We start from the raw sequence: 24044 nt of genomic DNA on the forward strand, positions 1-24044 counted from the left end.
GCATACGTAAACAGACCCTCTTATAAAAACAAGCGAGTGTCGTGCACCGATGAACATTCTCTACGACGAACGCGTTGACGGTGTCCTGCCTGACGTCGACAAAAATGCATTGCTGCAGGCCCTGCACACGCAGTGGCCGGACCTGGAAGTGCTGCATCAGCAGGAAGAACTCAAGCCATACGAATGCGACGGACTCTCGGCGTATCGCACCACGCCCATGCTGGTGGTGCTGCCACGAACCATCGACCAGGTTCAAGGGGTGCTTCGCCTCTGTCACGAAAAGCAGGTGTCGGTGGTCGCTCGCGGCGCCGGGACCGGTTTGTCCGGCGGCGCATTGCCGCTGGAAAAAGGCGTGCTGCTGGTAATGGCGCGCTTCAACAACATCCTGCACATCGACGCCGCTGCGCGCACCGCCCGGGTCCAACCGGGGGTGCGTAACCTGGCGATTTCCCAGGCCGCCGCGCCGTTCGGCCTGTACTACGCGCCGGACCCGTCCTCGCAGATCGCCTGTTCGATCGGTGGCAACGTGGCGGAAAACGCCGGTGGCGTGCATTGCCTGAAGTACGGTTTGACCGTGCACAACCTGCTCAAGGTCGACATCCTCACCGTCGACGGCGAACACCTGACGCTGGGCTCGGAAGCGCTCGACTCACCGGGTTTCGATCTGCTGGCGCTGTTCACCGGTTCTGAAGGCATGCTCGGCGTCATCACCGAAGTGACCGTCAAACTGCTGCCCAAACCGCAAACCGCCAAAGTACTGCTGGCGGCGTTCGACTCCGTGGAAAAGGCCGGTCGTGCGGTCGGCGACATCATTGCCGCCGGGATCATCCCGGGCGGTTTGGAAATGATGGACAACCTGGCCATTCGGGCCGCCGAAGACTTTATCCACGCGGGCTATCCGGTCGACGCCGAAGCCATTTTACTCTGCGAGCTCGATGGCGTTGAAGCCGACGTTCACGATGACTGCGACCGCGTACGCCAGGTGTTGGAACAGGCCGGCGCCACCGAAGTGCGTCAGGCGAAAGATGAAGCTGAACGCGTGCGTTTTTGGGCCGGGCGCAAAAATGCCTTCCCGGCGGTGGGCCGCCTCTCACCGGATTACTACTGCATGGACGGGACGATCCCGCGCCGCGAATTGCCCGGCGTGTTGCACGCGATTGCCGCGTTGTCGGCCGAATACGACCTGCGAGTCGCCAACGTTTTCCACGCCGGTGACGGCAACATGCACCCGCTGATTCTGTTTGATGCCAATCAACCCGGTGAACTGGATCGTGCTGAAGCCCTGGGCGGCAAGATCCTCGAATTGTGCGTGAAGGTCGGCGGCAGCATTACCGGCGAACACGGCGTGGGCCGCGAGAAAATCAATCAGATGTGTGCGCAGTTCAACAGCGATGAGTTGACTGTGTTCCATGCCGTCAAAGCCGCGTTCGATCCGAGCGGGTTGCTCAATCCCGGCAAGAACATTCCCACCCTGCACCGCTGCGCCGAGTTCGGCGCGATGCACGTCCACATGGGTCAGATGCCCTTCCCTGAACTGGAGCGTTTCTGATGCGCAATGAACACGATATCGATGACAGCGGCGCACTGCTGGAGCAGGTCAATCAGGCCTTGGAAAACGCCACGCCGTTGCGTATCCAGGGTTCCAACAGCAAGGCGTTTCTGGGGCGTATTGTGCCGGGTGAAGTGCTCGACACGCGCTCGCACCGGGGCATCGTCAGCTACGACCCGACCGAATTGGTGATCACTGCCCGCTGCGGCACGCCATTGGCAGAATTGTCCGCAGTGCTGGACGCGGCGCAACAGATGTTGCCCTGCGAACCGCCCTCCTTCGGCGAAGACGCCACGGTGGGCGGGATGATTGCCAGCGGGCTCTCGGGGCCGCGCCGCCCGTGGTCAGGCTCCGTTCGCGACTTCGTCCTCGGGACGCGGGTCATTACCGGGCACGGCAAGCATTTGCGCTTTGGCGGCGAGGTCATGAAAAACGTTGCCGGCTACGATCTGTCGCGGTTGATGTCCGGCAGTTTCGGATCCCTCGGCTTGATCACCGAAGTCTCGCTCAAGGTCCTGCCCAAGCCGCGTCAATGCCTGAGCATCAGCCTGGACATCGACAGCGATCGCGCCTTGCTACGCCTGGCGGAATGGGGCCAGCAGCCGCTGCCGATCAGCGCCGCGTGTCACGACGGTCAACGCCTGCACCTGCGGCTTGAGGGTGGCGAGGGCTCGGTGGCAGCCGCCCATGACCGCTTGGGCGGCGAGTTGCTGGACTCGTCGTACTGGGCCGACCTCAACGAACAGCGCTTGAGTTTCTTCGATGAGGATCAGCCGCTTTGGCGTCTGTCACTGCCGAACAACACCGCGAAACTGTCCCTGCCCGGTCGCCAACTGATCGACTGGGGCGGCGCCCAGCGCTGGCTCAAATCCACCGCCGAAGCGGCGTTCATCCGCAAGGTTGTCGAAGAGGTCGGCGGACACGTGACCTGTTACAGCCACGGCCTGATCGACAGCCCGTTCCAACCGTTGCCGGCGGCGCTGATGCGCTACCACCAGAACCTCAAGCAACAACTCGACCCCCGGGGCATTTTCAATCCCGGACGCCTGTACGCGGAGCTTTGACCCATGCAGACAACCTTGAGCGAACACGCCCGCCAACTGCCCCGCGCCGAAGAAGCCGAAAGCATTCTGCGCACTTGCGTGCACTGCGGTTTCTGCAATGCCACCTGCCCGACTTATCAATTGCTCGGCGATGAACTGGATGGCCCGAGGGGCCGCATTTACCTGATCAAGCAAGTGCTGGAAGGCAACGAGGTCACCCAGAAAACCCAGCAGCATTTGGATCGCTGCCTGTCGTGCCGCAATTGCGAAACCACCTGCCCTTCCGGCGTCGACTACCACAACCTGCTGGACATCGGCCGGGCGGTGGTCGACGCGGCGGTGCCGCGATCGCTCGGCCAACGACTGTTGCGCGAAGGATTAAGAGCAGTCGTACCCAATCCGGGACTGTTCAAAGGGCTGGTCAGCAGCGGCCAGGTGTTCCGCGCCTTGCTGCCCAATACCCTGCAAGTGAAATTGCCGCGCAACGTGCATCCGGCGAAGCCACGCCCGACTACCCGCCACACCCGGCACGTGCTGATGCTCGAAGGCTGCGTGCAGCCGAGCTTGTCGCCCAATACCAACGCAGCGGCTGCCCGAGTGCTGGATCGCCTGGGTATCAGTGTGACCCCGGCCAGCGAAGCCGGATGCTGCGGCGCCGTGGATTATCACCTCGACGCTCAGGCCGCCGGCCTCGATCGTGCGCGCCGCAACATCGATGCATGGTGGCCGAGCATTGAAAAAGGTGCCGAGGCCATTGTGCAAACCGCCAGTGGTTGTGGCGCATTTATCAAAGACTACGGGCACCTGCTCAATGCCGACCCGGCCTATGCCGAGAAGGCGAAAAAGGTCAGCGCACTGGCCAGGGACCTGGTTGAAGTGCTGCGCGACGAGCCGCTGGAAAAGCTCGGTGTACAAAGCTGCCAGCGCCTGGCGTTCCATTGCCCCTGCACCTTGCAGCACGCCCAGAAACTCGGCGGCGCCGTTGAGGCGATGCTGACGAGCCTGGGCTTTAATCTGACTGCCGTTCCCGACAGCCACCTGTGCTGCGGCTCGGCGGGCACTTATTCGATCACCCAACCTGAACTGTCTCGGCAACTGCGCGACAACAAGTTGAACGCGCTGGAAAGTGGACACCCCGAAGTCATTGTCACCGCCAATATCGGCTGCCAGTCGCACCTCGATGGCGCGGGCAGAACCCCTGTCCGGCACTGGATCGAACTGGTCGAAGCCGCGTTGCCTTAACCGAACCCTGGAGATTCCCCATGAAAAGCAAAGCCGTACTGAGCCAGACCGAAGTCAGCCAAATCCTCGCCGCCGCACGCACCGAAGCGCAGAACAATCAGTGGGCCGTGACCATCGCGATTGTCGATGACGGTGGCCATCCTTTGGCCCTCGAACGCCTCGACGGTTGCGCGCCGATTGGTGCCTACATTGCCACCGAAAAGGCCCGCACGTCGGCACTCGGTCGGCGTGAGTCGAAGGGCTATGAAGAGATGGTCAACGGCGGTCGCCATGCGTTTTTGTCGGCGCCATTGCTGACCTCCCTTGAAGGTGGCGTGCCGATCATTGTCGACGGCCAGGTGATCGGCGCGGTCGGCGTGTCCGGGGTCAAGGCCGAGCAGGACGCACAAGTGGCCAAGGCCGGCGCGCAATGCCTGAAATGAACTGAACGTGACGCGATAGCGCTCGATAAATACCGTGTGATGGAGATGCAAAAGTGACCGATTTCGTTAACTGCCAAGGCCTCAAGGTCGCGCCTGTCCTGCAGCGTTTCGTCGATTCGGACGTGTTGCCGGGAACCGGCCTGGATGCGCAAACGTTCTGGGGTGGTTTCGCCGCGCTGGTGCATGAACTGGCGCCGATCAACCGCGCGTTGCTGGCTGAGCGGGATCGCCTGCAAACCGAACTGGACACCTGGCACCGGGCCCATCCCGGCCCGGTGACCGACATGCCGGCGTACCGCGATTTCCTGAGCGGGATCGGTTATCTGCACGCACAGCCCGAGCATGTGAAAGTCAGCACCCGTAACGTCGATACCGAGATCAGTGTGCAGGCCGGTCCGCAACTGGTGGTCCCGGCCGTGAATGCGCGTTACGCGCTGAACGCGGCCAATGCCCGGTGGGGCTCGTTGTACGACGCACTCTATGGCACCGACGTGATTTCCGACGACGGCGGCGCTGAGCCGGGCCGGGCTTACAACCCTGTGCGTGGGGCAAAAGTCATCGCGTTTGCGCGGGCGTTTCTCGATCAGGCGTTCCCGCTGAGCGGCGGCTCCCATACAGAAGCGTCGCGATACGGCATCGAAAGTGGTGCGCTGCAAGTCACCCTGAACGACGGCAGTCAAACCGGATTGGCGAATACCGCGCAGTACATCGGCTACCAAGGCTCGCTCGCTGACCCCACGGCCATTCTGCTGAAAAACAACGATTTGCACATCGAGATCCAGATCGATCGGCAGAGCGTCATCGGCCAGGCTGACGCGGCCGGCGTCAAGGACCTGCTGATCGAAGCCGCCCTCTCGACCATCATCGATTGCGAAGATTCGGTGGCGGCGGTCGACGCCGACGACAAGGTGCAGGTGTACCGCAACTGGCTGGGTTTGATGAAGGGTGACCTGAAGGAAGACCTGGAGAAAAACGGCAAAACCATCACTCGACGCTTGAACCCGGACCGCGAATACACCGCCGCCGATGGCCGCTCACTGACGCTGCACGGGCGTTCGTTGCTGTTCATCCGCAACGTCGGGCACCTGATGACCAGCCCGGCGATTCTTGACAAGGGTGGACTGGACATTCCGGAAGGCATTCTCGACGGTGTCATCACCAGCCTGATTGCCCTGCATGACCTGCAGCGCCGGGGCAACTCCCGAGCCGGCAGCGTCTACATCGTCAAACCGAAAATGCACGGCCCCGCCGAAGTGGCCTTCGCCGAGCAGCTGTTCAGCCGCATCGAAGACCTGCTGCAGCTCGAACGTCACACCCTGAAAATGGGCATCATGGACGAGGAGCGACGCACCAGCGTCAACCTCAAGGCCTGCATCGCGGCGGCATCCTCACGGGTTGCGTTCATCAACACCGGCTTCCTCGATCGCACCGGCGACGAGATGCACACCGCCATGGAAGCGGGCCCGATGCTGCGCAAGGGCGACATGAAAAGCACCGCGTGGATCGAAGCCTACGAGCGCAGCAACGTGCTGGTGGGCCTGGATTGCGGACTGCGCGGGCGGGCGCAGATTGGTAAAGGCATGTGGGCGATGCCGGACCGCATGGCCGACATGCTCCAACAGAAAGTCGCGCACCCCAAGGCTGGCGCGAATACCGCGTGGGTGCCCTCGCCGACTGCCGCTACGCTGCACGCGCTGCATTACCACCAGGTCAATGTACGCTCGGTGCAAGCATCCCTTGAAACAACAGACTTCGGTGGCGTCAGCCCGGCACTGCTGGACGGTTTACTCAGCGTGCCGGTCGTGACCACCGCGTCCTGGTCGGCCGATGAGATACGTCAGGAAGTTGAAAACAATGCGCAAGGTTTGCTGGGGTATGTGGTGCGTTGGGTCGAGCAAGGCATCGGCTGCTCGAAGGTGCCGGACATCCATAACGTGGGCCTGATGGAAGACCGCGCGACCTTGCGCATTTCCAGTCAGCACATGGCGAACTGGCTGCGGCACGGGGTCATCACCCAGGAACAGACCCTCGAGATTTTGCAGCGCATGGCGCGGGTCGTCGATGAGCAGAACGCCGGGGATCCGCTCTACACCCCCATGGCGCCGGACTTTGAGCAATCCGTTGCGTTCCAGGCGGCTTGCGCACTGGTGCTCGAGGGCTGCGCACAACCCAATGGCTATACCGAACCGTTGCTGCATAAATTCCGGCTTGGGTTCAAACAGTCGAGGGCATAACGGTCAGTCAAGCTGCAGAACCTGTGGGAGCGGGCTTGCTCGCGAAGGCGGCGTATCAGGCAACATTTTTGTCGACTGACACGCCCTCTTCGCGAGCAAGCCCACTCCCACATTGATTGCGTTTAGCAGACTGGCATCAGGCTCGGGCCGGTTCTTCTGTAAGCGGCTACGCTCGATAGTTGTCGCTCACATTGTCGAGCCTGCAGCCACCGACCCGCCCAGAAGGAAGCGCACAGATGACCCGTCTCACTGCGAAAGACTTTGCCCCGGAATTATTGGAACTCTACGACTATTACGCCCACGGCAAGATCAACCGGCGAGAGTTTCTCGATCGGGCGGCGTTGTTCACGTTTGGCGGTTTGACGGCCGGTGCGTTGCTGGCCGCGCTGAGCCCGAACTATGCGCTGGCCGAACAGGTTGAATTCACCGACCCGGACATCCTCCCCGAATACATCACCTACCCCTCACCCAAGGGCAACGGGCAGGTCCGTGGTTATCTGGTACGCCCGGCGAAAGCCACTGGCAAGGTCCCGGCGGTGGTGGTCGTGCATGAAAATCGTGGGCTCAATCCGTACATCGAAGACGTCGCCCGGCGTCTGGCCAAGGCCGGTTTCATTGCCCTCGCCCCCGATGGGCTGACCTCGGTCGGCGGTTATCCCGGCAACGATGAAAAAGGCAAAGAGCTGCAACTGACTGTTGATCCTGAAAAGCTCATGAACGATTTTTTCGCCGCCATTGAGTGGCTGATGAAACACGACAAGACCACCGGAAAAGTCGGCATCACCGGGTTCTGCTATGGCGGCGGAGTCGTCAACGCCGCAGCCGTGGCCTATCCGGAACTGGGTGCGGGTGTGTCCTTTTACGGCAAGCAGCCGGAGGCCAAGGATGTCGCCAAAATCAAGGCACCGGTGATGCTCCATTACGGCGAACTGGATACCCGCATCAACGAAGGCTGGCCCGCCTATGAGAAGGCGTTGAAAGCCGCCGGCAAGACCTACGAGGCTTACATCTACCCCGGCGCCAACCACGGTTTCCACAACGACTCCACACCTCGATACGATGAGGCCGCCGCCAAGCTGGCCTGGGACCGCACGCTGGGCTGGTTTAAAAAATACCTGGGTTAGACGACTGATCGGATCGGGGACAGACAGCAGTTGCCCCAGGCTAAAGGGCAACCGCTATCCTCCGTTTTGCTGCGGTGATTACTTCGGTTGCGCCACGGTGCGCAGGTAAGGTTTCACCGTCTTGAAGCCTTCCGGGTACTTCTTCCTGGCGTCTTCGTCAGAGACCGACGTGGGAATGATGACGTCGTCGCCCGGACGCCAGTTCACCGGGGTCGCGACGGTGTGCTTGGCGTTCAGTTGCAGGGCATCGAGCAGGCGCAGCACTTCATCGAAGTTGCGCCCGGCGCTCATCGGATAGATCAGCATTGCCTTGATCTTCTTGTCGGGGCCGACGATGAACACCGACCGCACCGTAGCGTTGTCCACGGCCGTGCGTGAGCCGCCACTGGCGTTGGGGTGAATCATGTCGTAGAGCTTGGCCACCACCAGGTCTTCGTCGCCGATCATGGGGTAGTTGACCGCGTGCCCCTGGGTTTCTTCGATGTCTTTGGCCCAGTCCTTGTGATTACCGACCGGATCGATACTGAGCCCGACGATCTTGGTATTGCGCTTGTCGAACTCTGGCTTGAGTCCGGCCATGTAACCGAGTTCAGTGGTGCATACAGGTGTGAAGTCCTTCGGATGCGAGAACAGGATCGCCCACTTATCGCCAATCCACTCGTGGAAGCGGATCTGGCCTTCAGTGCTTTCGGCGGTGAAATCCGGTGCTTCATCGCCAATACGAATTGCCATGTTCGATCTCCTTGCAGTGACTGAGAGGGAAGCCGTCAGAGCGCTGACTGCTGTTCCAACGGTGCGCTGTGTTCTGCGTTGAACCGGTCAACGCGGATCAAGTATAGGAGACGCAGGAGAAAAGGCTGGAAACCAAGCCACAACACGATCCAATTACAGGGGTATGTGTTGTTTTGGTTGTTCATTTTTCCATGACGTCGTCCGCCCAGCTGATGGCGGCAACCACCGTGGGGAAGCCGATCGTGCTGGTCAGTGCAATCAGCGTGTGATGGATCTGCTCTTTCGTTGCACCCGCCTCCAGTGCCCGTCGTGTATGACTGTGCACCGCGCCCTCGGAGCGGATGGCTGCGGCGGCGCCGAGCTGGATCAACTGCACCACTTTCTCCTCCAGTGGCCCGGCCTGACGCACCGCCGTGCCCAAGGCCTCCACGGCGGTCAGGTAATCCGGGTATTGCAGTTCAAGGCGTTGGTAGGTGTTGAGCTCTTTCTTCTTGGCCATTTTCTTCTCCGCGCTAAAGGCTTCGCTCACCGAAACTTGCGTATACCAACAGTAGGCTAAGCTTAGTGCAGCTTATTGCCCATGATGCTCGCGTCTGCAGGTTTTGGTTTTTTCTGGAGAGCGTCTGCAACAGCTATCTCAGATCAGGCCCAAACAATTCACGCAGGAACGACGTGATGACCGAGCCCCTCCTTAGTTTTGATCAACTAAAGCGTGCCGCCGCATCCGGCGAGATTGATACCGTGTTGGTGTGCATGGTCGACATGCAAGGCCGACTGGTCGGCAAGCGCTTCCAGGTCGAGTTTTTCATCGATAGCGGCCACGAAGAAACCCACTGCTGCAATTACCTGCTGGCCGACGACATCGACATGGAACCCGTGCCGGGTTACGCCGCTGCCAGCTGGAGCAAAGGCTATGGCGACTTTGTGCTCAAACCCGACATGGCCACGTTGCGACGAGTGCCCTGGCTGGAGTGCACGGCGCTGGTGCTCTGCGATGTGCTCGATCACCACCATCGGCGCGACCTGCCGCACAGCCCGCGGGCGATCCTGAAAAAGCAGATCGAGCGCCTGCGTGAGCGCGGCTATACCGGCATGTTCGCCTCGGAACTGGAGTTCTATCTGTTCGACGAGAGCTACGAAGCCATCCACAAACGCAACTACCACAAGCCAAAAACAGCCGGTCACTACATCGAGGATTACAACATCCTGCAGACGACCCGCGAGGAACCGGTGCTGCGGGCAATTCGCAAGCATCTGCAGGCGTCCGGCATTCCCGTGGAAAACTCCAAGGGTGAATGGGGGCCGGGCCAGGAAGAAATCAACATTCGCTATGCCGATGCCCTGACCATGGCCGACCACCACGTCATCATCAAACACGCCTGCAAAGAGATCGCGCAGCTGCAAGGCAAGGCGATTACGTTCATGGCCAAGTGGCGCTATGACGCCGCCGGTTCCAGCAGCCATATCCACAATTCGCTGTGGGACAAGAACGCCAAGAAGCCGCTGTTCTTCGACGCCAAGGCTGAGTTCGGCATGTCGAAGCTGATGCGTTCCTGGGTCGCCGGCCAGCTCAAGTACGCCAACGACATCACCTGTTTTCTCGCGCCCTACATCAACTCGTACAAGCGCTTTCAGGCCGGCACGTTTGCACCGACCCGTGCCGTGTGGAGCCGCGACAATCGCACCGCAGGCTTTCGTTTGTGTGCCGAAGGCAGCAAATCGATCCGCATCGAATGCCGCATCGGCGGCGCCGACCTCAACCCTTACCTGGCTTTCGCTGCGTTGATCGCTGCGGGCCTGGCCGGCATCGATGAGCAGCTCACCCTCACGCCCCCGTTCGAAGGCGATGCCTACGTCGACGAGCACTTGCCCGAAGTGTCGAAGACCCTGCGCGATGCGTGCGGGGCACTCAAAGCCTCAACCATGTTGCGCGAGGCGTTCGGTGATGAAGTGATCGACCACTACGTGCACACCGCCGAATGGGAGCAGAAGGAGTACGACCGGCGGATCACCGACTGGGAACTGCAGCGCGGTTTTGAGCGTTATTGAGAGCGCCATGAAAAAGCTTAGTCAACTCATCTCACCGGTCGATGGCCGGGTGTACGCCGAACGTCAGTACGCCGATATTGTGCAGATCGAGCAGGCATTGGCGACTGCCGCCGCTGCCCAGGCGCAATGGAAACGTCGTCCCTTGAGCGAACGCGCGGCTTTTTGCAGCGCGGCGGTGGACGCGATGCTGTCCATGAAGGATGAAATCATCCCGGAACTGGCCTGGCAAATGGGCCGCCCGGTGCGTTTTGGCGGGGGCGAACTGCGCGGGTTCGAAGAGCGTGCCCGCCATATGATTGCCATAGCGCCAGAAGCGTTGGCAGCGGTTGAACCCACGCCGGTCGCCGGCTTTCGCCGGCATATCCAACGTGAACCGTTGGGGACGGTGCTGGTGGTCGCCCCGTGGAATTACCCTTACCTGACGGCGGTCAACACGATCATTCCGGCACTGATGGCCGGCAACAGCGTCATCCTCAAACACGCCTCGCAAACGCTGCTGGTCGGCGAACGTTTCGCCGAGGCCATGCGCCGCGCCAACGTGCCTGAAGGGCTGTTCCAGAACCTGGTGCTCAGTCATCTTTACACCTCGGTGCTCATCGCACCGGGAGGTGTGCAGCAGGTGAACTTCACCGGTTCGGTGGAGGGTGGCAAGGCCATGCAAAACGCCTCCTTCGGAGCCTTTATCGGCATGGGCCTGGAGCTCGGCGGCAAAGACCCGGCCTATGTCCGGGCAGACGCCAACCTCGAACACGCGGTGGAAAACCTGGTGGACGGCAGCTTCTTCAATTCCGGGCAAAGCTGCTGCGCGGTCGAACGTATCTATGTGGATAAGAACATCTACCCGGCGTTCGTCGAGCGCTTCGCCGACCTGACGCGCCAGTACGTGCTCGGCAACCCACTGGACGAAGCCACCACGCTCGGCCCGCTGGTATCGCCGAGCGCCGCTGAATTCGTTCGGGGCCAGATCGCCGAGGCGTTGTCGAAAGGCGCGAAGGCTCTGATTGATCCGAAAACCTTCCCCGCCGACGCACCGGGCAGCGCCTACCTCGCGCCGCAGGTGTTGATTGACGTCACCCATCAAATGTCGGTCATGCGCGAGGAAAGCTTTGGTCCGGTGGTCGGCATCATGCCGGTGGCCAGCGACGACGAAGCCATCGCCCTGATGAATGACAGTGAGTTCGGGCTCAGCGCGTCCATCTGGACCCAAGACCTCGCCGCCGCCGAACGCTTGGGCAACGAGATCGACACCGGCACGGTGTTCATGAACCGCTGTGATTACCTGGACCCGGCGCTGGCCTGGACCGGCGTGAAGAAAAGCGGGCACGGCGTGACGCTGTCGCGCCTGGGCTACGAGCACCTGACCCGCGCCAAATCCTTCCATCTGCGCCACGAGATCTGAGCCATGAGCCTGACGGGAAACTGGAATTACCCCACGAGCATTCGTTTCGGTGTCGGCCGCATCACCGAGCTGGCCGAAGTCTGTCGCAGCCAGGGTATCCAGCGACCGTTGCTGGTCACCGACAGTGGCCTGGCGCGTGCCCCGATCACCACGGCGGCGCTGGACGCCTTGCGCGCCGACGGCCTGGGCGTCGCGCTGTTTTGTGACCTCAAGCCGAATCCGGTCGAAGCCAACCTGGCGGGCGGACTTGAAGCCTGGCGCACCGGCAAACACGATGGCGTGATCGCCTTCGGCGGCGGCAGCGGGCTGGACATGGGCAAGCTCATCGCGTTCATGAGTGGCCAGACCCGACCGGTGTGGGATTTCGAAGACATCGGCGACTACTGGACCCGTGCCGACGAAAGCCAGATCGCCCCGATCATTGCGGTGCCGACCACTGCGGGCACAGGCTCGGAAGTGGGCCGTGCAGCGGTGATCATCGACGAAAGCACCCACACCAAACGCATTATCTTTCACCCGAAAATGATGCCGCGCGTGGTCATCAGCGACCCGGCCCTGACCGTCGGCATGCCGGCCAAAGTCACTGCCGGTACGGGCATGGATGCGCTTTCGCACTGCCTGGAAGCGTACTGCGCCCCCGGTTTTCACCCCTTGGCCGATGGCATCGCGGTGGAAGGCATGCGTCTGGTGGCCAACGCTCTGGTGCGGGCCGTGCACACGCCCTCCGACCTTGAAGCGCGAGCGCAAATGCTCGCGGCGGCGGCGATGGGCGCCACGGCTTTCCAGAAAGGCCTGGGCGGGATGCACGCCCTTTCGCACCCGGTGGGCGCGCTGTACGACACCCATCACGGCATGACCAATGCCACTTTCATGCCTTATGTATTGAAATTCAATCGCCCGGCCATCGAAGAACGCATCACGCGTCTGGCGGCGTATTTGCGGTTGCCCTCCCCCGGCTTCGACAGCTTTTTGGCCTTCGTCCTAAAGCTGCGCAAAGACATCGGCGTGCCGCACACGCTGGTTGAGCTGGGCGTGGATGACCGGCAAGCCGATCTGATCGCCGACATGGCAATCGTCGACCCGTCTGCCAGCGGCAACCCGCTGCCGTTGACCAAGGCCGGCGTGACCGACATTTTTCAAAGCGCATATCACGGCCGTCTGTAGGAGCCGAGCTTGCTCGCGATGGACTCAAGGACGCCGCGTTTAGTCAGTAAGCACAGGTGATCGTTGACGCTCATCGCGAGCAAGCTCGCTCCTACAGAAAACCAAGGTCGCAGCCTACGGCGGTTCAGTTCGGCCTGTACCAAAACCTGAGAAGGGGCACACAACATGAAGCCAGAAAGCCAGCCCGGCACCAGCGCGTCGCACGACGATGACGTCAAGGTGCTGCACAGCATGGGTTACGCCCAACAGCTCTCGCGACGAATGGGGGTTTTCTCCAACTTTGCGATTTCCTTTTCGATCATCTGCATCCTCTCGGGTGGCATCAACTCGCTCGCCCAGGGCACCTCGGGCGCGGGCGGCGCGTCCATCGGCATCGGCTGGCCGATCGGCTGCCTGATCTCCGGGGTCTTCGCCATGGCCATGGCGCAGATTTCCTCGGCCTACCCCACCGCTGGCGGGCTGTATCACTGGGGCTCGATTCTTGGTAACCGCTTCACCGGCTGGCTGACCGCGTGGTTCAACTTGCTGGGATTGGTGACGGTGCTCGGCGCGATCAACGTCGGCACCTACTACTTCTTTTTCGGCGCCTTCGGACCGGCCCTGGGCATGGAAGATACCACCACGACCCGCGTGATTTTCCTGGCGATCCTGACCGGCGTCCAGGCCTTGTGCAACCACTTGGGTATCGGCCTGACCGCGAAGCTCACCGACTTCTCGGGTTACCTGATTTTCGCCACCGCCCTGGCGCTGACCATCGTCTGCCTGATCTCGGCACCGAGTTACGAGTTCGCCCGGTTATGGACCTTCAGCAACTACTCCGGTGAGGCCGGCGGCAGCGTCTGGCCACAGGTCTCGAACGGCTGGATTTTCATGCTCGGCCTGCTGTTGCCGATCTACACCATCACCGGCTATGACGCGTCCGCACACACCTCCGAAGAAACCCGCAATGCGGCCATGTCGGTGCCACGCGGGATGGTCATGTCGGTGGTCTGGTCGTTGCTGTTCGGTTGGGTGATGCTCAGCGCGTTTGTGCTGATGCTGCCGAGCATGGACGAGGCGGCAAAGCATGGCTGGACCGTGTTTTTCTGGGCTATGGACACACAAGTCAACCCGACGGTGAAGCTCGCGCTGTATGTGGCGATTTTCATCTCGCAGTTTCTCTGCGGGCTGGCGACCGTGACCTCGGTTTCACGCATGATCTTCGCTTTCTCGCGTGACGGCGGCCTGCCCTGCTCGAAAGCATTGGCCTCGGTCTCGCCGACCTTTCGCAGCCCGGTGGCAGCGATCTGGACCGGTGCCACTCTGGCCGTGTTATTTGTCTGGGGATCGTCGGTGATCTCGATCGGTGAAACACCGGTGTACACCATCGTGGTGTCCTGCACGGTGATCTTCCTGTTCTTCTCCTTCGTCATTCCGATCGTGCTGGGCCTGTTTACCTACGGCACCTCGAAGTGGCCGACCATGGGGCCGTGGAACATGGGGCGCTTCTGGTACACGGTGTTCGCCCTGCTCTCGATCCTGTCGATGGTGATCATCTTCGTCATCGGCATCCAGCCACCGAACGATTGGGCGCTGTACATCACCATCGGCTTCCTGGTGCTGACGGCCATCGTCTGGTTCGGTTTTGAAGCCCGACGCTTCCAGGGTCCGCCGATTGGCGACGTGATTATCAAGCGCCAGGCGGAAATTGCGGCGGCTGAAGCGGCGTTGAATAAACGGGCCGGAAGCTGATCGCCACCGTCATAAAAACCCAAACCCGTAGGAGCAAGCTTGCTCGCGAAAGCAGCTTTACATTCAACATGAATGTTGACTGATATGGCCCCTTCGCGAGCAAGCCCGCTCCCACAGGGGAACACCCGTGCGACTCGGCAGTCGCCCCTTAATCAGCGCGGAGGCAACAGCGAGGAACTCGCCCGCACCTGCAACTGCGGCGCAAGGATGATTGACTCGGCTGCCTCGCCTTTGATGCGCTTGAGCAGCAACTCCACCGCATGCCGTCCCATCTGTGCCAATTGCAGGCGCACGCTGGTCAGTGGAACGATGAGTTCATTGGCCAATGGGATGTCGTTGAAGCCGACCACGGCAATGTCCTTGCCCGGCTGCAAGCCTTTGTCGCGGGCGGCGCCCATCAGGCCGATGGCAAGGAAGTCGTTGACCGCGAAAAATGCCTGAGGACGTGGGTTGAGCCCCAACAGATATTCGCCTTGTTGGTGTCCGGTGTGGCTGTCAAAAGGACCATTAACGATCCACTCCGGGCGCAGGGCTACGCCTTGCTCACGGTAATAGCGGATGAACCCGCGGGTACGATCTGCGCCGGTGGACGCATGCCGCTCACCCGCCAGGATCGCCACGTCGCGACAGCCCAACTGATACAAGTGTTCGGCCGCCAACCAGCCGCCCAATTCATCGTCGCTGGCCGCCGCGAGATGTCCCGCAATCTGCCGACTGACCAGCACGTAAGGAATGTTCTTGCGAGCGAGCAGATCGAGCAGGGGCTGGTTTTCACCCACGTGCGAATCCCCCACGATCAACCCCGCCACCGAACGGCGCAAGGCGTGCTCGGCGCGGGCCATTTGGCGCGGCTGCAGGTCGTCGGTATTGGAGACGAACGTGAGGTAGCCGGCCTCCTCGGCCGCGCTGTCAATGCTGTCATAAATGGTCGCCATCACCAGGTCGGTGAGGCGTGGCATGAGCACGCAGATCTCCTGACTTTTGCGCAATTTCAGGTTGGTTGCCTGGGTGTTCGGCCGGTAATCCAGCTCCTTGGCCAGCGCGCGGATACGCTCCACCACCGTCGCCGACGCCGCTCGCTCGACCTCGGCCGGGTCGCCATTGAGCACCCGCGACACCGTGGAGACGTGTACCCCGAGTGCAGTCGCCATGGACTTGAGGGTGGCGGGGCGAGATTCATTCGGCATGTTTGAGCGTCTTCCACCGTGCATTAATCAGCGCGCGATTCTACCTCAACCGCGACCTCTTCCCGAGAAAAAAACCTCTACCCAAACGATTGACTAAAACTTTATCCGCCTCTACATTTCGTTAACCCAAACGTTTGGGTAAAACAATAAAATACGCCGGACGCGGCCGACTTTTTGACTTCTGCCATCATTTTGAAGAGTCAGATCCCTATGAAGAGCGCAGCTATCCCGTCTTTCCGCTACCAGATTTTCTTCCTGATCATGCTCATGGCACTGCTCAATTACATTGACCGCGGCGCGATTGCCTATGCCTCGGCGAGCATTCTTCCGGAGTACGGTTTCGACAAGGCCGACTGGGGCAAAGTCCTGGGTTACTTCGGTTACGGCTACATCCTCGGGGCGTTGATCGGCGGCATCCTGGCCGACCGCTTTGGCGCCAGGCGCATCTGGCTGATTGCGGGTGCCACCTGGTCGATTTTCGAGATCGCCACCGCGTTTGCCGGTGACCTCGGGCTGGCCTTCATGGGGGGCTCGGCCATGGCCGGTTTCGCCACGATCCGCGTGCTGTTCGGCTTTGCCGAAGGCCCGGCCTACTCGGTGATCAACAAGAGCGTGGCCAACTGGGCCACACCCAAGGAACGCGGCTTCGTGGTCTCGGTCGGGCTGCTCAGCACACCGTTGGGCGCACTGCTCACCGCCCCGGTCGCGGTCGGCTTGCAAACCTTGACGGGTGGCTGGCGCAGCATGTTCGTGGTGCTGGGCCTGGTCAGCCTGGCGCTGCTGATTTTCTTCATGACGCGCTTCACCAACACCCCCGATGAAAACCCGCGCGTGTCCAAGGCTGAACTCGACTTCCTGCGCCGCGAACGCGCCGCCGCCGCCAATGCGTCAACCCCGACCACCAGCGTGGCGCCGGTATGGCATTTCTTCAAGAACAAGGACCTGATACTCAATGCGGTCGGTTACTTCTCGTTCGTCTACGTGACGTTCCTGCTGCTGACCTGGACCCCGAAATACCTGCAGGACGAGTTCCACTACAACCTGTCGTCGCTGTGGTACATGGGCATGATTCCGTGGACCGGCGCCTGCTTCACCGTGCTATTGGGCGGCAAGATTTCCGACCTGCTGTTGCGCCGCACCGGCAACCTGAAGGTGGCCCGCAGCTGGCTGGCCGCGACCTGCCTGCTGTTGACCACGCTCTGTTTCATATTGGTATCGCAGGCCCAGACCGTGTGGGGCGTGATTGCCCTGATGACCCTGGCCAACGCCCTCAACGCGCTGCCCAACTCGGTTTACTGGGCCGTGGTGATCGACACCGCGCCGTCCAACCGGGTCGGCGCCTACAGCGGCATGACCCATTTCATCGCCAACACCGCTTCGTTCATCGCGCCGATGCTCACCGGCTACCTGACCGTGCGCTATGGCTACTCGTCGATGTTCGTGGCAGCGGCGGTGGCCACTGCACTGGGCATGAGCGCGATGCTGATGGTGCGTCCCGGCAGTCGGCAAACCCGCCCTTCCCCTTTACCCGCAGCCGTTTGATGGAGTCGTTCGTATGAGCCTGGCGAAGCCTGTTCACGTTGGATCTTTTTATGCTCAATCGGTCGTCGCGCTGGCCGAGCGCCTGCGCGCGGGCAGCCTGACGAGCGTCGAGCTGACCCAAGCCGCCCTGGACAACATCGAGCGCCTCAATCCGACCTTGAACGCCTTCGTTCATGTCGATGCACCCGTGGCGCTGGCCCAGGCGCGCAAGGCCGATGAACTGTTTGCCCAAGGCCTGGACCTGGGCCCGTTGCACGGCATACCGGTGGCGGTCAAAGACAATATCGACACGTTCGACCACGTCACCACCTACGGTTCGGCGCATTTCGCAGGCTTCAGGCCGAGCCGCGATGCGCTGTGCGTGCAACGCCTGCGCGAGGCGGGTGCGGTCATTGTCGGCAAGACCTTGACCCACGAATTCGCCTACGGCCCGACCGGCGACCGCTCGCTGCACGGCGCGGCCCGTAACCCGTGGGATGCCAGCTGCATCACTGGCGGCTCCAGCGCCGGCAGCGCGGCGGCGGTGGCCAGCGGCATGGTGCCACTGGCGTTGGGCACCGACACCGGCGGGTCGATCCGCATTCCGGCGGCGTTGTGCGGCGTGGTCGGCTTCAAGCCATCGTTTGCCAGCGTGCCGGTCGAGGGCGTGTTCCCGTTGGCGTCGAGTCTCGACCACGTGGGCCCGATCGCCAACAATGTCGAGGATGCACGCCTGCTGTTCGAAGTGGTCGCTGGGCGCGTGTGTGCGTCGCTGGCCAACCCTCGACCGTTACGGGTTGGCTGGATCAGCACCGGCAGCTTCGGCCCGGTCGACGCCGAGCTGGATCGGCAGGTTTATCAGGCGGCGCAGCGGCTGTTTGGCGAGGCGCTGCAAGATACGGCGGAACTGGTGCCGCTGGCGGCCGAAATGAAAGACACCTTGCTGGTGCTGCAACGCGCCGAGGCCTTCAATGTGCATGCCGAGCGCATGCAGGAGGCACCGCACACGTTCGAGCAAGAGGTGCGCGAGCGCCTCGAATTGTCGCGTGAAGTCCGGGGCTGGCAGTACATCCGCGCAAAGGCGAGCCAGGTACGGCTCAAAGCGGCGATGGCGCGTTTGTTCGAGCACTATGACTTCCTGGTTTCGCCGAGCGTGCCGATTACCGCGACAGCCGTCGACGCGCGCGAGGTCCGTGTGGGTGAGCAAGACATCGATGTGCGCCCCGCCCTGCTCAGCCATACCAGTGCGTGGAACCTCACCGGGTTGCCTGCGATCAGCCTGCCGGTGGGGCTGGTGAGGAAGATGCCGGTGGGGCTACAGGTGATTGCCGCTGCGGGAGAGGATGATCGTTTGTTGCGGGAGATGGAGCAGCGATTCCTGCAGTACTAACAAGCCCGCAGCAACACCTACCCTGTAGCAGCTGGCAAAGCCTGCGTCCGGCTGCGCAGCAGTCGTAAACCCTGAGTGCGCGGTCGGTCTGACGCACCGCATACGCTGAATTTACGACTGCTGCGCAGCCGGACGCAGGCTTCGCCAGCTGCTACACGGACCGTTAGCGTCCGGCCAGAATACCTTGCTAACCGAACGTTAATGACTACCATATTGCTGCTCCGGTCCTCCTACCGTCAGCCGAGTAAACGATCGCGGTGGTTTTGCAGCGGACGTTAGCGAGCGCTACTGGCCCATCGGATCTACTGTCGCGACTGTTGTCGCGGTTGTCCCCCAGCATGAAAACATACCCACGCGGAATCTTTGTTAGCGCGAAGCTTTGCGAGTAGCGTTTATCCTTGGGCGACCAAGAATGAAACGGCCCAAAGTTTTCTCCGTTAAGCAGCACGTTGCCGTCGATCATCTCGATGCTGTTTCCCTCGGTGGCGGCGATACGCTTGACCTCGATTTTTCCTTCACGCTCGTAAGCGACGACATCTCCCAGTGAGTAATCGCTACGCCTACTATCACAAACAAACGCATCGCCAGTCATCAGTGTCGGGGCCATGCCATTCCCCTGAACGCGATACCCTTCAATACCGAGCAATCGAGAGCGCGCGTTGGGTTGGGCCAGCAGCCAAAGACTGACAGCCATCGCGGCAAGGAAGAAAAAATGCTCTCGTTTGCGGGGCACTTCGACACGGTGACGCGCAAACCAGGCACCGGCAAAGGCTGATACGCACTTCGTCACGATGATAATCGCGACCAATGCAATGACGCCGCGCCGGCTGGTAAACAGTCCAGACCATCCTCCTATCAGTAAGCAGCTCCATAGCGCGGCAATAAGCGCGGCGGCAAGTCGAGGTCGACCTGCATAGAACAACCCCCAGCCGCTAACGACAGCACCCAGTAGAAACGCCACCGAAGGTTTGGCAGGGTTAACAGCTTGCATATACCCATCCATGAAATAGTGCAGTGGGCCGCACGCGTAGCGAACGGAGCTGTCAGTGTGCTACGGAAAAACGAACTGTTTCATTGCGGCCATTACTGCAATCAACAGAACGGCGAGCCCCACTCCGCAAGTCCAGTCGGACTCCGGTGTACTGGCAAACCAAGCGCCCTTCGAAGGATATTTACCTAGCGTCATAAGCCTCATGATGGGCCAACCAACCGGAAAGAAAATTGCGCGAAAAATCACTTCAATCAATGGATCAAGCACGCTTGTATTTCCTTGTACTGAGCGATAGAAAGCAATCAGGCCATAGCGCGGGCCCGCTGTGTGTCAGGGATCAGGCGCACAGCGCCAACCGCCAGCCGGGATGAATGTGCCGAGTGAAGCCATGACGGCTTCATTGGCAAAAATATCCGCGGCAAACGGGTCCACCGATGCTGGCAGCAAGCATTGGCCCGCGTTGGCGGGGAGCGTCGAGCACTCGATTTTCCATGGGGTTTGTCCGGCGTGATGCCGGCCAAAAGACAGTTCGCAAGCCAACAAGGAACCAGGGTTTATCGAGCTGTCGAGTTGGCTGAAATTTTCGCGTAAATGAGTGCCCGGGCTCAGCGGTGTGGGACGGCTGGCGGCGAACAGAAAATAATCCCCGGCCAACAGCAGACAGCCCTGACGCGCTGGATCATCCATCGCTTGCAACCATTGGCCACGACAAGCGCCGAGGGAATCGGGCAAGCGGTCCCATATTTCGTAGTAGCTGTCGTCCAGCGCGGTTTCGATCAGGCACTCACTGGTTTCAAAGTGCATACGACCCATGTCTTCATCGCCACTGACCGGCTGATAGTCCAGTTTGCGATGCCATTGGCAAATGTCGGCGTCAACCTGGGTCACCCCGGCGAAGCCTTTCTGTTCACACAACGCCAGCTGTTGAGCGTGGCTGAGTGCTTCAAGCGCCAGAGCTGGCAGTGGATTGGAGGGGATGCGCAGGTCGGCGAACAGTCGCGGCGTCTGTAGCCAATACACGGCCGTTTCACTGTCCGAATGCCCTGAGCGATGCTGGATCAAACGCCGCTTCCAAACGCCACGGTAACTTTGCGCAACTTGATGCATTGATAGTCCCTTTGAAAGGCGTGGCGTTTGGGCAGATCGGACGGCAGACACCGTCCCGGAGAGGCATCGAACACCGGCATGCCTTACTCGGTCAAGTGCTCAGTGATCCGCCATTGCCGCTGCACTGAGCGAGTGTAGACGCGGTCGCCCTGCTCCGGCCACCACCCCCTCGAAACGCGCCCCTGACAACACCTCCGACTCCGATCGTTCCCACGCTCCGCGTGGGAAACGATCAGAAGCCCAGCCCGTCACCTGCTTTTCGGTGGAATGTGCGAGCGCCTACTCCTGCGGATCAATCTGATCCAGCACTCGATTGGCCGTGATCTCCGCCAGCATGACGCTGTTGGAAATGCCCAGCAGCGCATAACGCGACTCACCGTCCAGATGATCCACCAACTGATGAACCATCACATCGACAGCTGCCAGTGTCTCGACCAGATAAACCACCAGGGATTCGGTATCGCTCTCAGGGGCGACGAGAAAACCCTTGTTGGGTGTGCGCGGTGTGGCTTTGATGTCGGCGATTGATGCGAAGTGGAAGCCGAGGGCGGCTTCGGCGGCGTCGTTGAGCTTTTTTGAACCGGGTTCGTATGGGGAGACTGGATCGGTTTCCGGCGGGTTGGGTGTGGGCTTTTTCATTGTGAATCTCCGTTTGCGGGTTGAACTGCTCCCATTCGTTTCCAGGCGAAAAGGTGGCAGCTGTACGCAGGCTGGAAACCCGGGGAAACGGCAACCCGGTAGACCCGAAGGTCTCCCGCGCACAGCCGCCATAACGGAGTGCACACTGTGAAAGCGCGCAAGCATAAGTTATGAAGGGCACTTTTGCGCCATTTACACTTCGGGGTTTCCAGACCCGGCCGCTGAATAGTCAGCAGCACGGAAACGATAGAACCAAGGCCCACGGCGAACAAGCCGGCGGATTCTGGCGTACCCGTAGGCAACGGCGCAAGGTCTTGTAGCTTTCAGGAAGTAACCTTGAGAGCGTTTAAACACGCACACTCAAGCGATGTTTATGTGTCGTAGGCGCACGCCCTACAGACTTGATTGGCATCAGGGGCGGACTCGACTGAACTCGGACGGCACTGCCGTAAAACAGCCCACAGCACTGCTCGGCATTTGCGATACAGGGCCGCTATTGACCTGGCTTATACCCTGAAGTTCCTGCTGCAACGGCCGTCGCAACCCGTGTCATTTTTGACCACCCCGACCTCTAAGCACGACCTATTGCGGCACTACACGCAGGACAGAAAACGGCCAAAGCTCGCACCGAGAAAGCACACTTCAAAAAGGGTCGAAGAGTGAGACCGTCGTTATTTAAGCAACGGCTCCCTAGAACTTTTCTCTAATTGCCGGTCTATGGAGATAGGCAAATCCGCTCGGTCAGCACGCCCCCGCAGGCTGACCACAGCAGCTTGGCCATACGTCCAATTGTCGATCAGAGGTTGACTTCGCTCATGAAACTTCATGTCTCACGGATGGTGCTCTTCGGCCTGTTCGCGCTCGCGGCAGTGGACTCGGCATCAGCAACACAGATGAAAACCTCAACCCCTGTTTTCGCAACTGAAGTCACAGCTGTTCAGGCTCCTGTCCGGACCGCCGGCAACCCGTGGCCGACCTTGGCCAGCAAGGCCGACAAGCAACCAGGGCCGTTGCTTGCCCATGACGACCGATACTGGCGTGACGGCCGTTGGCACGATCGTCGAGACAATTGGCGCCGAGACGAGTGGCGCCGAGATAACTGGCGTAGAGAGCAAGCGCGCCGAGAAGCTGAACGCCATCGTTATTGGGATCGCGACAACGATCGGGCGATGCGGCACCGCTACGAGGACAATCACCGTTACTACCGTCGCTAGTGCGTAGCCACGGAGCAATCCGACGCCCACGAGTGTAGACATCCGGCTGAAGACCTCGACGACCCCGTACCCTGTCTTGCCCCTTTCAGGTTCCGCCGTCAACGGATAAGGCAATCCATGAATACGCCCTCGCGACAGGCAGAAATCGGCCTGAAGCCGCCAGTCGCGAAGGGCCGACCCAAAGCGGCCCAAAGCCAAGCAGCAAACTGGGTAGGTGCATTTGCCCTGATCGCCAGCTCATGTAAAGCAAGGTAATGGAGATTATCGATTGATGCTCGCGTTAATCAGGCGCTCCCTTTACCGCCTTGCTGCCGCAAGTAAGCGCCAACCAAACATGCATTCAGCAACCGGAGAAACTCTTAACTGGACGACATTGCAGAAGAACATACCCGCGCCCTGCCCGCGTTCTTCGCTTCGTAGAGTTGCTTGTCCGCAGCTTCAATCAAAGCCTGGAACTCAAGATCTCGAGTGGGAGTCAATGTTGCGACGCCTAGAGAAATAGTCACCACACGATCTACATCGGAAGCAGAATGTTCGATGCCCAATGTCCGAACACGCTCTTGCATTCTTTCTGCAATCTCGACCGCACCAGAAAGACCTGTATTGGGCAGAACGCAGGCGAACTCTTCGCCACCATACCGAGCGACCAGGTCGTAGGGCCGTCTAACCGTTTCAGATAACGTTTGGGCAACGGATTTCAAGCAGTCATCTCCAGCCTGGTGACCGTACCGGTCGTTGTAGCGTTTGAAATAGTCGACATCCACCAAAATGAGCGATAGCGGCTTTTGCTCTCGAAAGCACTGACGCCAATCCACCAGTATGTCCTCATTAAATTTGCGTCGATTGGCCACTCCAGTAAGACCATCTATCAATGCCATGGAACGCAGCAGATCGCTCTGTAGTTTCAGGGTTAAATGTGTTCGTACCCGTGCTCTGACAATGGTGGTATTGATGGGTTTGGTGATGAAGTCCACCGCGCCAAGCTCCAGACCTAGCACCTCATCTGACTCCTGCTGCTGTGCGGTAATGAAGATGATAGGGATGCCTTGGGTCGTAGGGTCAACCTTGAGTCGACGGCATACTTCATGCCCGTCCATACCCTCCATGACCACGTCCAGCAGAATCAGATCGGGCAGTTGGGTCTGGCATACGCTGATTGCCTGCTCACCGCTGGTGGCCATGAACACATCACAGTCTTCACGAAATAGCTCATGAAGTACCCGGATATTAATCGGTTGGTCGTCGACAATAAGGAGTTTTGGACGGTTAAAGGAATGGGGTAACCAGGTTTCCATTGATTGTTCCA

General features: G+C 60.4%; 21 protein-coding genes. 13 read left to right on the top strand and 8 right to left on the bottom strand.

Going from position 1 to position 24044, the window contains the following annotated elements; genetic code table 11:
* The first annotated feature begins 49 nt into the window (after positions 1-49).
* From glcD to yghX, 6 genes are all read left to right on the top strand, one after another.
* On the top strand, positions 50-1549 hold the full coding sequence (gene glcD, locus ACA057_RS18285) for a glycolate oxidase subunit GlcD (RefSeq protein WP_497341068.1): 1500 nt from the start codon (positions 50-52) through the stop codon (positions 1547-1549).
* Positions 1549-2613, top strand: coding sequence for a glycolate oxidase subunit GlcE (gene glcE, locus ACA057_RS18290; RefSeq protein ID WP_497341070.1), 1065 nt, complete (start codon positions 1549-1551; stop codon positions 2611-2613). The genes glcD and glcE overlap by 1 nt, the downstream gene beginning before the upstream one ends.
* 3 nt (positions 2614-2616) lie before the next feature.
* On the top strand, positions 2617-3834 hold the full coding sequence (gene glcF / locus ACA057_RS18295) for a glycolate oxidase subunit GlcF (RefSeq protein ID WP_497341072.1): 1218 nt from the start codon (positions 2617-2619) through the stop codon (positions 3832-3834).
* A gap of 20 nt (positions 3835-3854) precedes the next feature.
* A complete protein-coding gene (locus tag ACA057_RS18300; protein ID WP_401353278.1) occupies positions 3855-4256 on the top strand; it encodes a heme-binding protein in 402 nt (133 codons plus the stop codon).
* Positions 4257-4309: 53 nt separating this feature from the next.
* Positions 4310-6490: a malate synthase G gene (locus tag ACA057_RS18305; RefSeq protein ID WP_497341074.1), complete on the top strand. Its 2181-nt coding sequence runs from the start codon at positions 4310-4312 to the stop codon at positions 6488-6490.
* Positions 6491-6726: 236 nt separating this feature from the next.
* Positions 6727-7614 (top strand): YghX family hydrolase, encoded by an 888-nt coding sequence (gene yghX, locus ACA057_RS18310; protein ID WP_497341076.1) that lies wholly within the window; start codon positions 6727-6729, stop codon positions 7612-7614.
* Between the two features lie 78 nt (positions 7615-7692).
* On the opposite strand, the gene ACA057_RS18315 is transcribed toward yghX, so the two are convergent.
* Both ACA057_RS18315 and ACA057_RS18320 read right to left on the bottom strand, forming a co-directional pair.
* On the bottom strand, positions 7693-8346 hold the full coding sequence (locus ACA057_RS18315; RefSeq protein WP_059406483.1) for a peroxiredoxin: 654 nt from the start codon (positions 8344-8346) through the stop codon (positions 7693-7695).
* A 181-nt stretch (positions 8347-8527) separates the two neighbouring features.
* Entirely contained in the window at positions 8528-8845 is a 318-nt protein-coding gene (locus ACA057_RS18320) for a carboxymuconolactone decarboxylase family protein (RefSeq protein ID WP_401353286.1), read from the bottom strand.
* Between the two features lie 176 nt (positions 8846-9021).
* Here ACA057_RS18320 and ACA057_RS18325 point away from each other — a divergent pair, with 176 nt between their 5' ends.
* The 4 genes from ACA057_RS18325 to ACA057_RS18340 all read left to right on the top strand — a co-directional run bounded on the left by ACA057_RS18325 (position 9022) and on the right by ACA057_RS18340 (position 14689).
* Complete coding sequence (locus ACA057_RS18325; protein WP_497341079.1) at positions 9022-10395, top strand: glutamine synthetase family protein; 1374 nt, start codon at positions 9022-9024, stop codon at positions 10393-10395.
* A gap of 7 nt (positions 10396-10402) precedes the next feature.
* Positions 10403-11794, top strand: coding sequence for an aldehyde dehydrogenase family protein (locus tag ACA057_RS18330; protein ID WP_497341081.1), 1392 nt, complete (start codon positions 10403-10405; stop codon positions 11792-11794).
* Between the two features lie 3 nt (positions 11795-11797).
* A complete protein-coding gene (locus ACA057_RS18335) occupies positions 11798-12958 on the top strand; it encodes an iron-containing alcohol dehydrogenase (protein WP_497341083.1) in 1161 nt (386 codons plus the stop codon).
* Between the two features lie 165 nt (positions 12959-13123).
* A complete protein-coding gene (locus ACA057_RS18340; protein WP_497341085.1) occupies positions 13124-14689 on the top strand; it encodes an amino acid permease in 1566 nt (521 codons plus the stop codon).
* 152 nt (positions 14690-14841) lie between these two features.
* On the opposite strand, the gene ACA057_RS18345 is transcribed toward ACA057_RS18340, so the two are convergent.
* Complete coding sequence (locus ACA057_RS18345; protein ID WP_497341087.1) at positions 14842-15876, bottom strand: LacI family DNA-binding transcriptional regulator; 1035 nt, start codon at positions 15874-15876, stop codon at positions 14842-14844.
* Positions 15877-16086: 210 nt separating this feature from the next.
* Here ACA057_RS18345 and ACA057_RS18350 point away from each other — a divergent pair, with 210 nt between their 5' ends.
* Positions 16087-17418 (top strand): MFS transporter, encoded by a 1332-nt coding sequence (locus ACA057_RS18350; protein WP_497341089.1) that lies wholly within the window; start codon positions 16087-16089, stop codon positions 17416-17418.
* Positions 17419-17431: 13 nt separating this feature from the next.
* Positions 17432-18787, top strand: a complete 1356-nt coding sequence (locus ACA057_RS18355; RefSeq protein WP_497341091.1) for an amidase — start codon at positions 17432-17434, stop codon at positions 18785-18787.
* Positions 18788-18992: 205 nt separating this feature from the next.
* On the opposite strand, the gene lepB is transcribed toward ACA057_RS18355, so the two are convergent.
* The 4 genes from lepB to ACA057_RS18375 form a co-directional block, all read right to left on the bottom strand.
* Positions 18993-19778, bottom strand: coding sequence for a signal peptidase I (gene lepB, locus ACA057_RS18360; RefSeq protein WP_497341093.1), 786 nt, complete (start codon positions 19776-19778; stop codon positions 18993-18995).
* A gap of 60 nt (positions 19779-19838) precedes the next feature.
* Positions 19839-20045 carry a hypothetical protein gene (locus tag ACA057_RS18365; RefSeq protein ID WP_497341095.1) on the bottom strand — a complete coding sequence of 69 codons (207 nt, stop codon included), beginning with the start codon at positions 20043-20045 and terminating at the stop codon, positions 19839-19841.
* A gap of 63 nt (positions 20046-20108) precedes the next feature.
* Positions 20109-20840 (bottom strand): hypothetical protein, encoded by a 732-nt coding sequence (locus ACA057_RS18370; RefSeq protein ID WP_497341097.1) that lies wholly within the window; start codon positions 20838-20840, stop codon positions 20109-20111.
* A 324-nt stretch (positions 20841-21164) separates the two neighbouring features.
* The gene (locus tag ACA057_RS18375) at positions 21165-21524 is read right to left on the bottom strand and encodes a DUF6124 family protein (protein ID WP_497341099.1); all 360 of its coding nucleotides are present in this window, start codon (positions 21522-21524) and stop codon (positions 21165-21167) included.
* Positions 21525-22339: 815 nt separating this feature from the next.
* Between ACA057_RS18375 and ACA057_RS18380 the strand changes: the two genes are divergently transcribed.
* On the top strand, positions 22340-22738 hold the full coding sequence (locus ACA057_RS18380) for a hypothetical protein (RefSeq protein WP_497341101.1): 399 nt from the start codon (positions 22340-22342) through the stop codon (positions 22736-22738).
* A 359-nt stretch (positions 22739-23097) separates the two neighbouring features.
* Here ACA057_RS18380 and ACA057_RS18385 read toward each other — a convergent pair whose 3' ends face one another.
* Positions 23098-24033, bottom strand: coding sequence for a diguanylate cyclase (locus tag ACA057_RS18385; protein ID WP_497341103.1), 936 nt, complete (start codon positions 24031-24033; stop codon positions 23098-23100).
* Between the last annotated feature and the right edge of the window lie 11 nt (positions 24034-24044).

This window comes from Pseudomonas sp. LBUM1661 (assembly GCF_059695925.1).

Coding starts and splice junctions, on each gene's coding strand:
- glcD (WP_497341068.1), top strand. CDS start 50: ATGAACATTCTCTACGACGAACGCGTTGACGGTGTCCTGCCTGACGTC.
- glcE (WP_497341070.1), top strand. CDS start 1,549: ATGCGCAATGAACACGATATCGATGACAGCGGCGCACTGCTGGAGCAG.
- glcF (WP_497341072.1), top strand. CDS start 2,617: ATGCAGACAACCTTGAGCGAACACGCCCGCCAACTGCCCCGCGCCGAA.
- ACA057_RS18300 (WP_401353278.1), top strand. CDS start 3,855: ATGAAAAGCAAAGCCGTACTGAGCCAGACCGAAGTCAGCCAAATCCTC.
- yghX (WP_497341076.1), top strand. CDS start 6,727: ATGACCCGTCTCACTGCGAAAGACTTTGCCCCGGAATTATTGGAACTC.
- ACA057_RS18315 (WP_059406483.1), bottom strand. CDS start 8,346: ATGGCAATTCGTATTGGCGATGAAGCACCGGATTTCACCGCCGAAAGC.
- ACA057_RS18320 (WP_401353286.1), bottom strand. CDS start 8,845: ATGGCCAAGAAGAAAGAGCTCAACACCTACCAACGCCTTGAACTGCAA.
- ACA057_RS18325 (WP_497341079.1), top strand. CDS start 9,022: ATGACCGAGCCCCTCCTTAGTTTTGATCAACTAAAGCGTGCCGCCGCA.
- ACA057_RS18330 (WP_497341081.1), top strand. CDS start 10,403: ATGAAAAAGCTTAGTCAACTCATCTCACCGGTCGATGGCCGGGTGTAC.
- ACA057_RS18335 (WP_497341083.1), top strand. CDS start 11,798: ATGAGCCTGACGGGAAACTGGAATTACCCCACGAGCATTCGTTTCGGT.
- ACA057_RS18340 (WP_497341085.1), top strand. CDS start 13,124: ATGAAGCCAGAAAGCCAGCCCGGCACCAGCGCGTCGCACGACGATGAC.
- ACA057_RS18345 (WP_497341087.1), bottom strand. CDS start 15,876: ATGCCGAATGAATCTCGCCCCGCCACCCTCAAGTCCATGGCGACTGCA.
- ACA057_RS18350 (WP_497341089.1), top strand. CDS start 16,087: ATGAAGAGCGCAGCTATCCCGTCTTTCCGCTACCAGATTTTCTTCCTG.
- ACA057_RS18355 (WP_497341091.1), top strand. CDS start 17,432: ATGAGCCTGGCGAAGCCTGTTCACGTTGGATCTTTTTATGCTCAATCG.
- lepB (WP_497341093.1), bottom strand. CDS start 19,778: ATGCAAGCTGTTAACCCTGCCAAACCTTCGGTGGCGTTTCTACTGGGT.
- ACA057_RS18375 (WP_497341099.1), bottom strand. CDS start 21,524: ATGAAAAAGCCCACACCCAACCCGCCGGAAACCGATCCAGTCTCCCCA.
- ACA057_RS18380 (WP_497341101.1), top strand. CDS start 22,340: ATGAAACTTCATGTCTCACGGATGGTGCTCTTCGGCCTGTTCGCGCTC.
- ACA057_RS18385 (WP_497341103.1), bottom strand. CDS start 24,033: ATGGAAACCTGGTTACCCCATTCCTTTAACCGTCCAAAACTCCTTATT.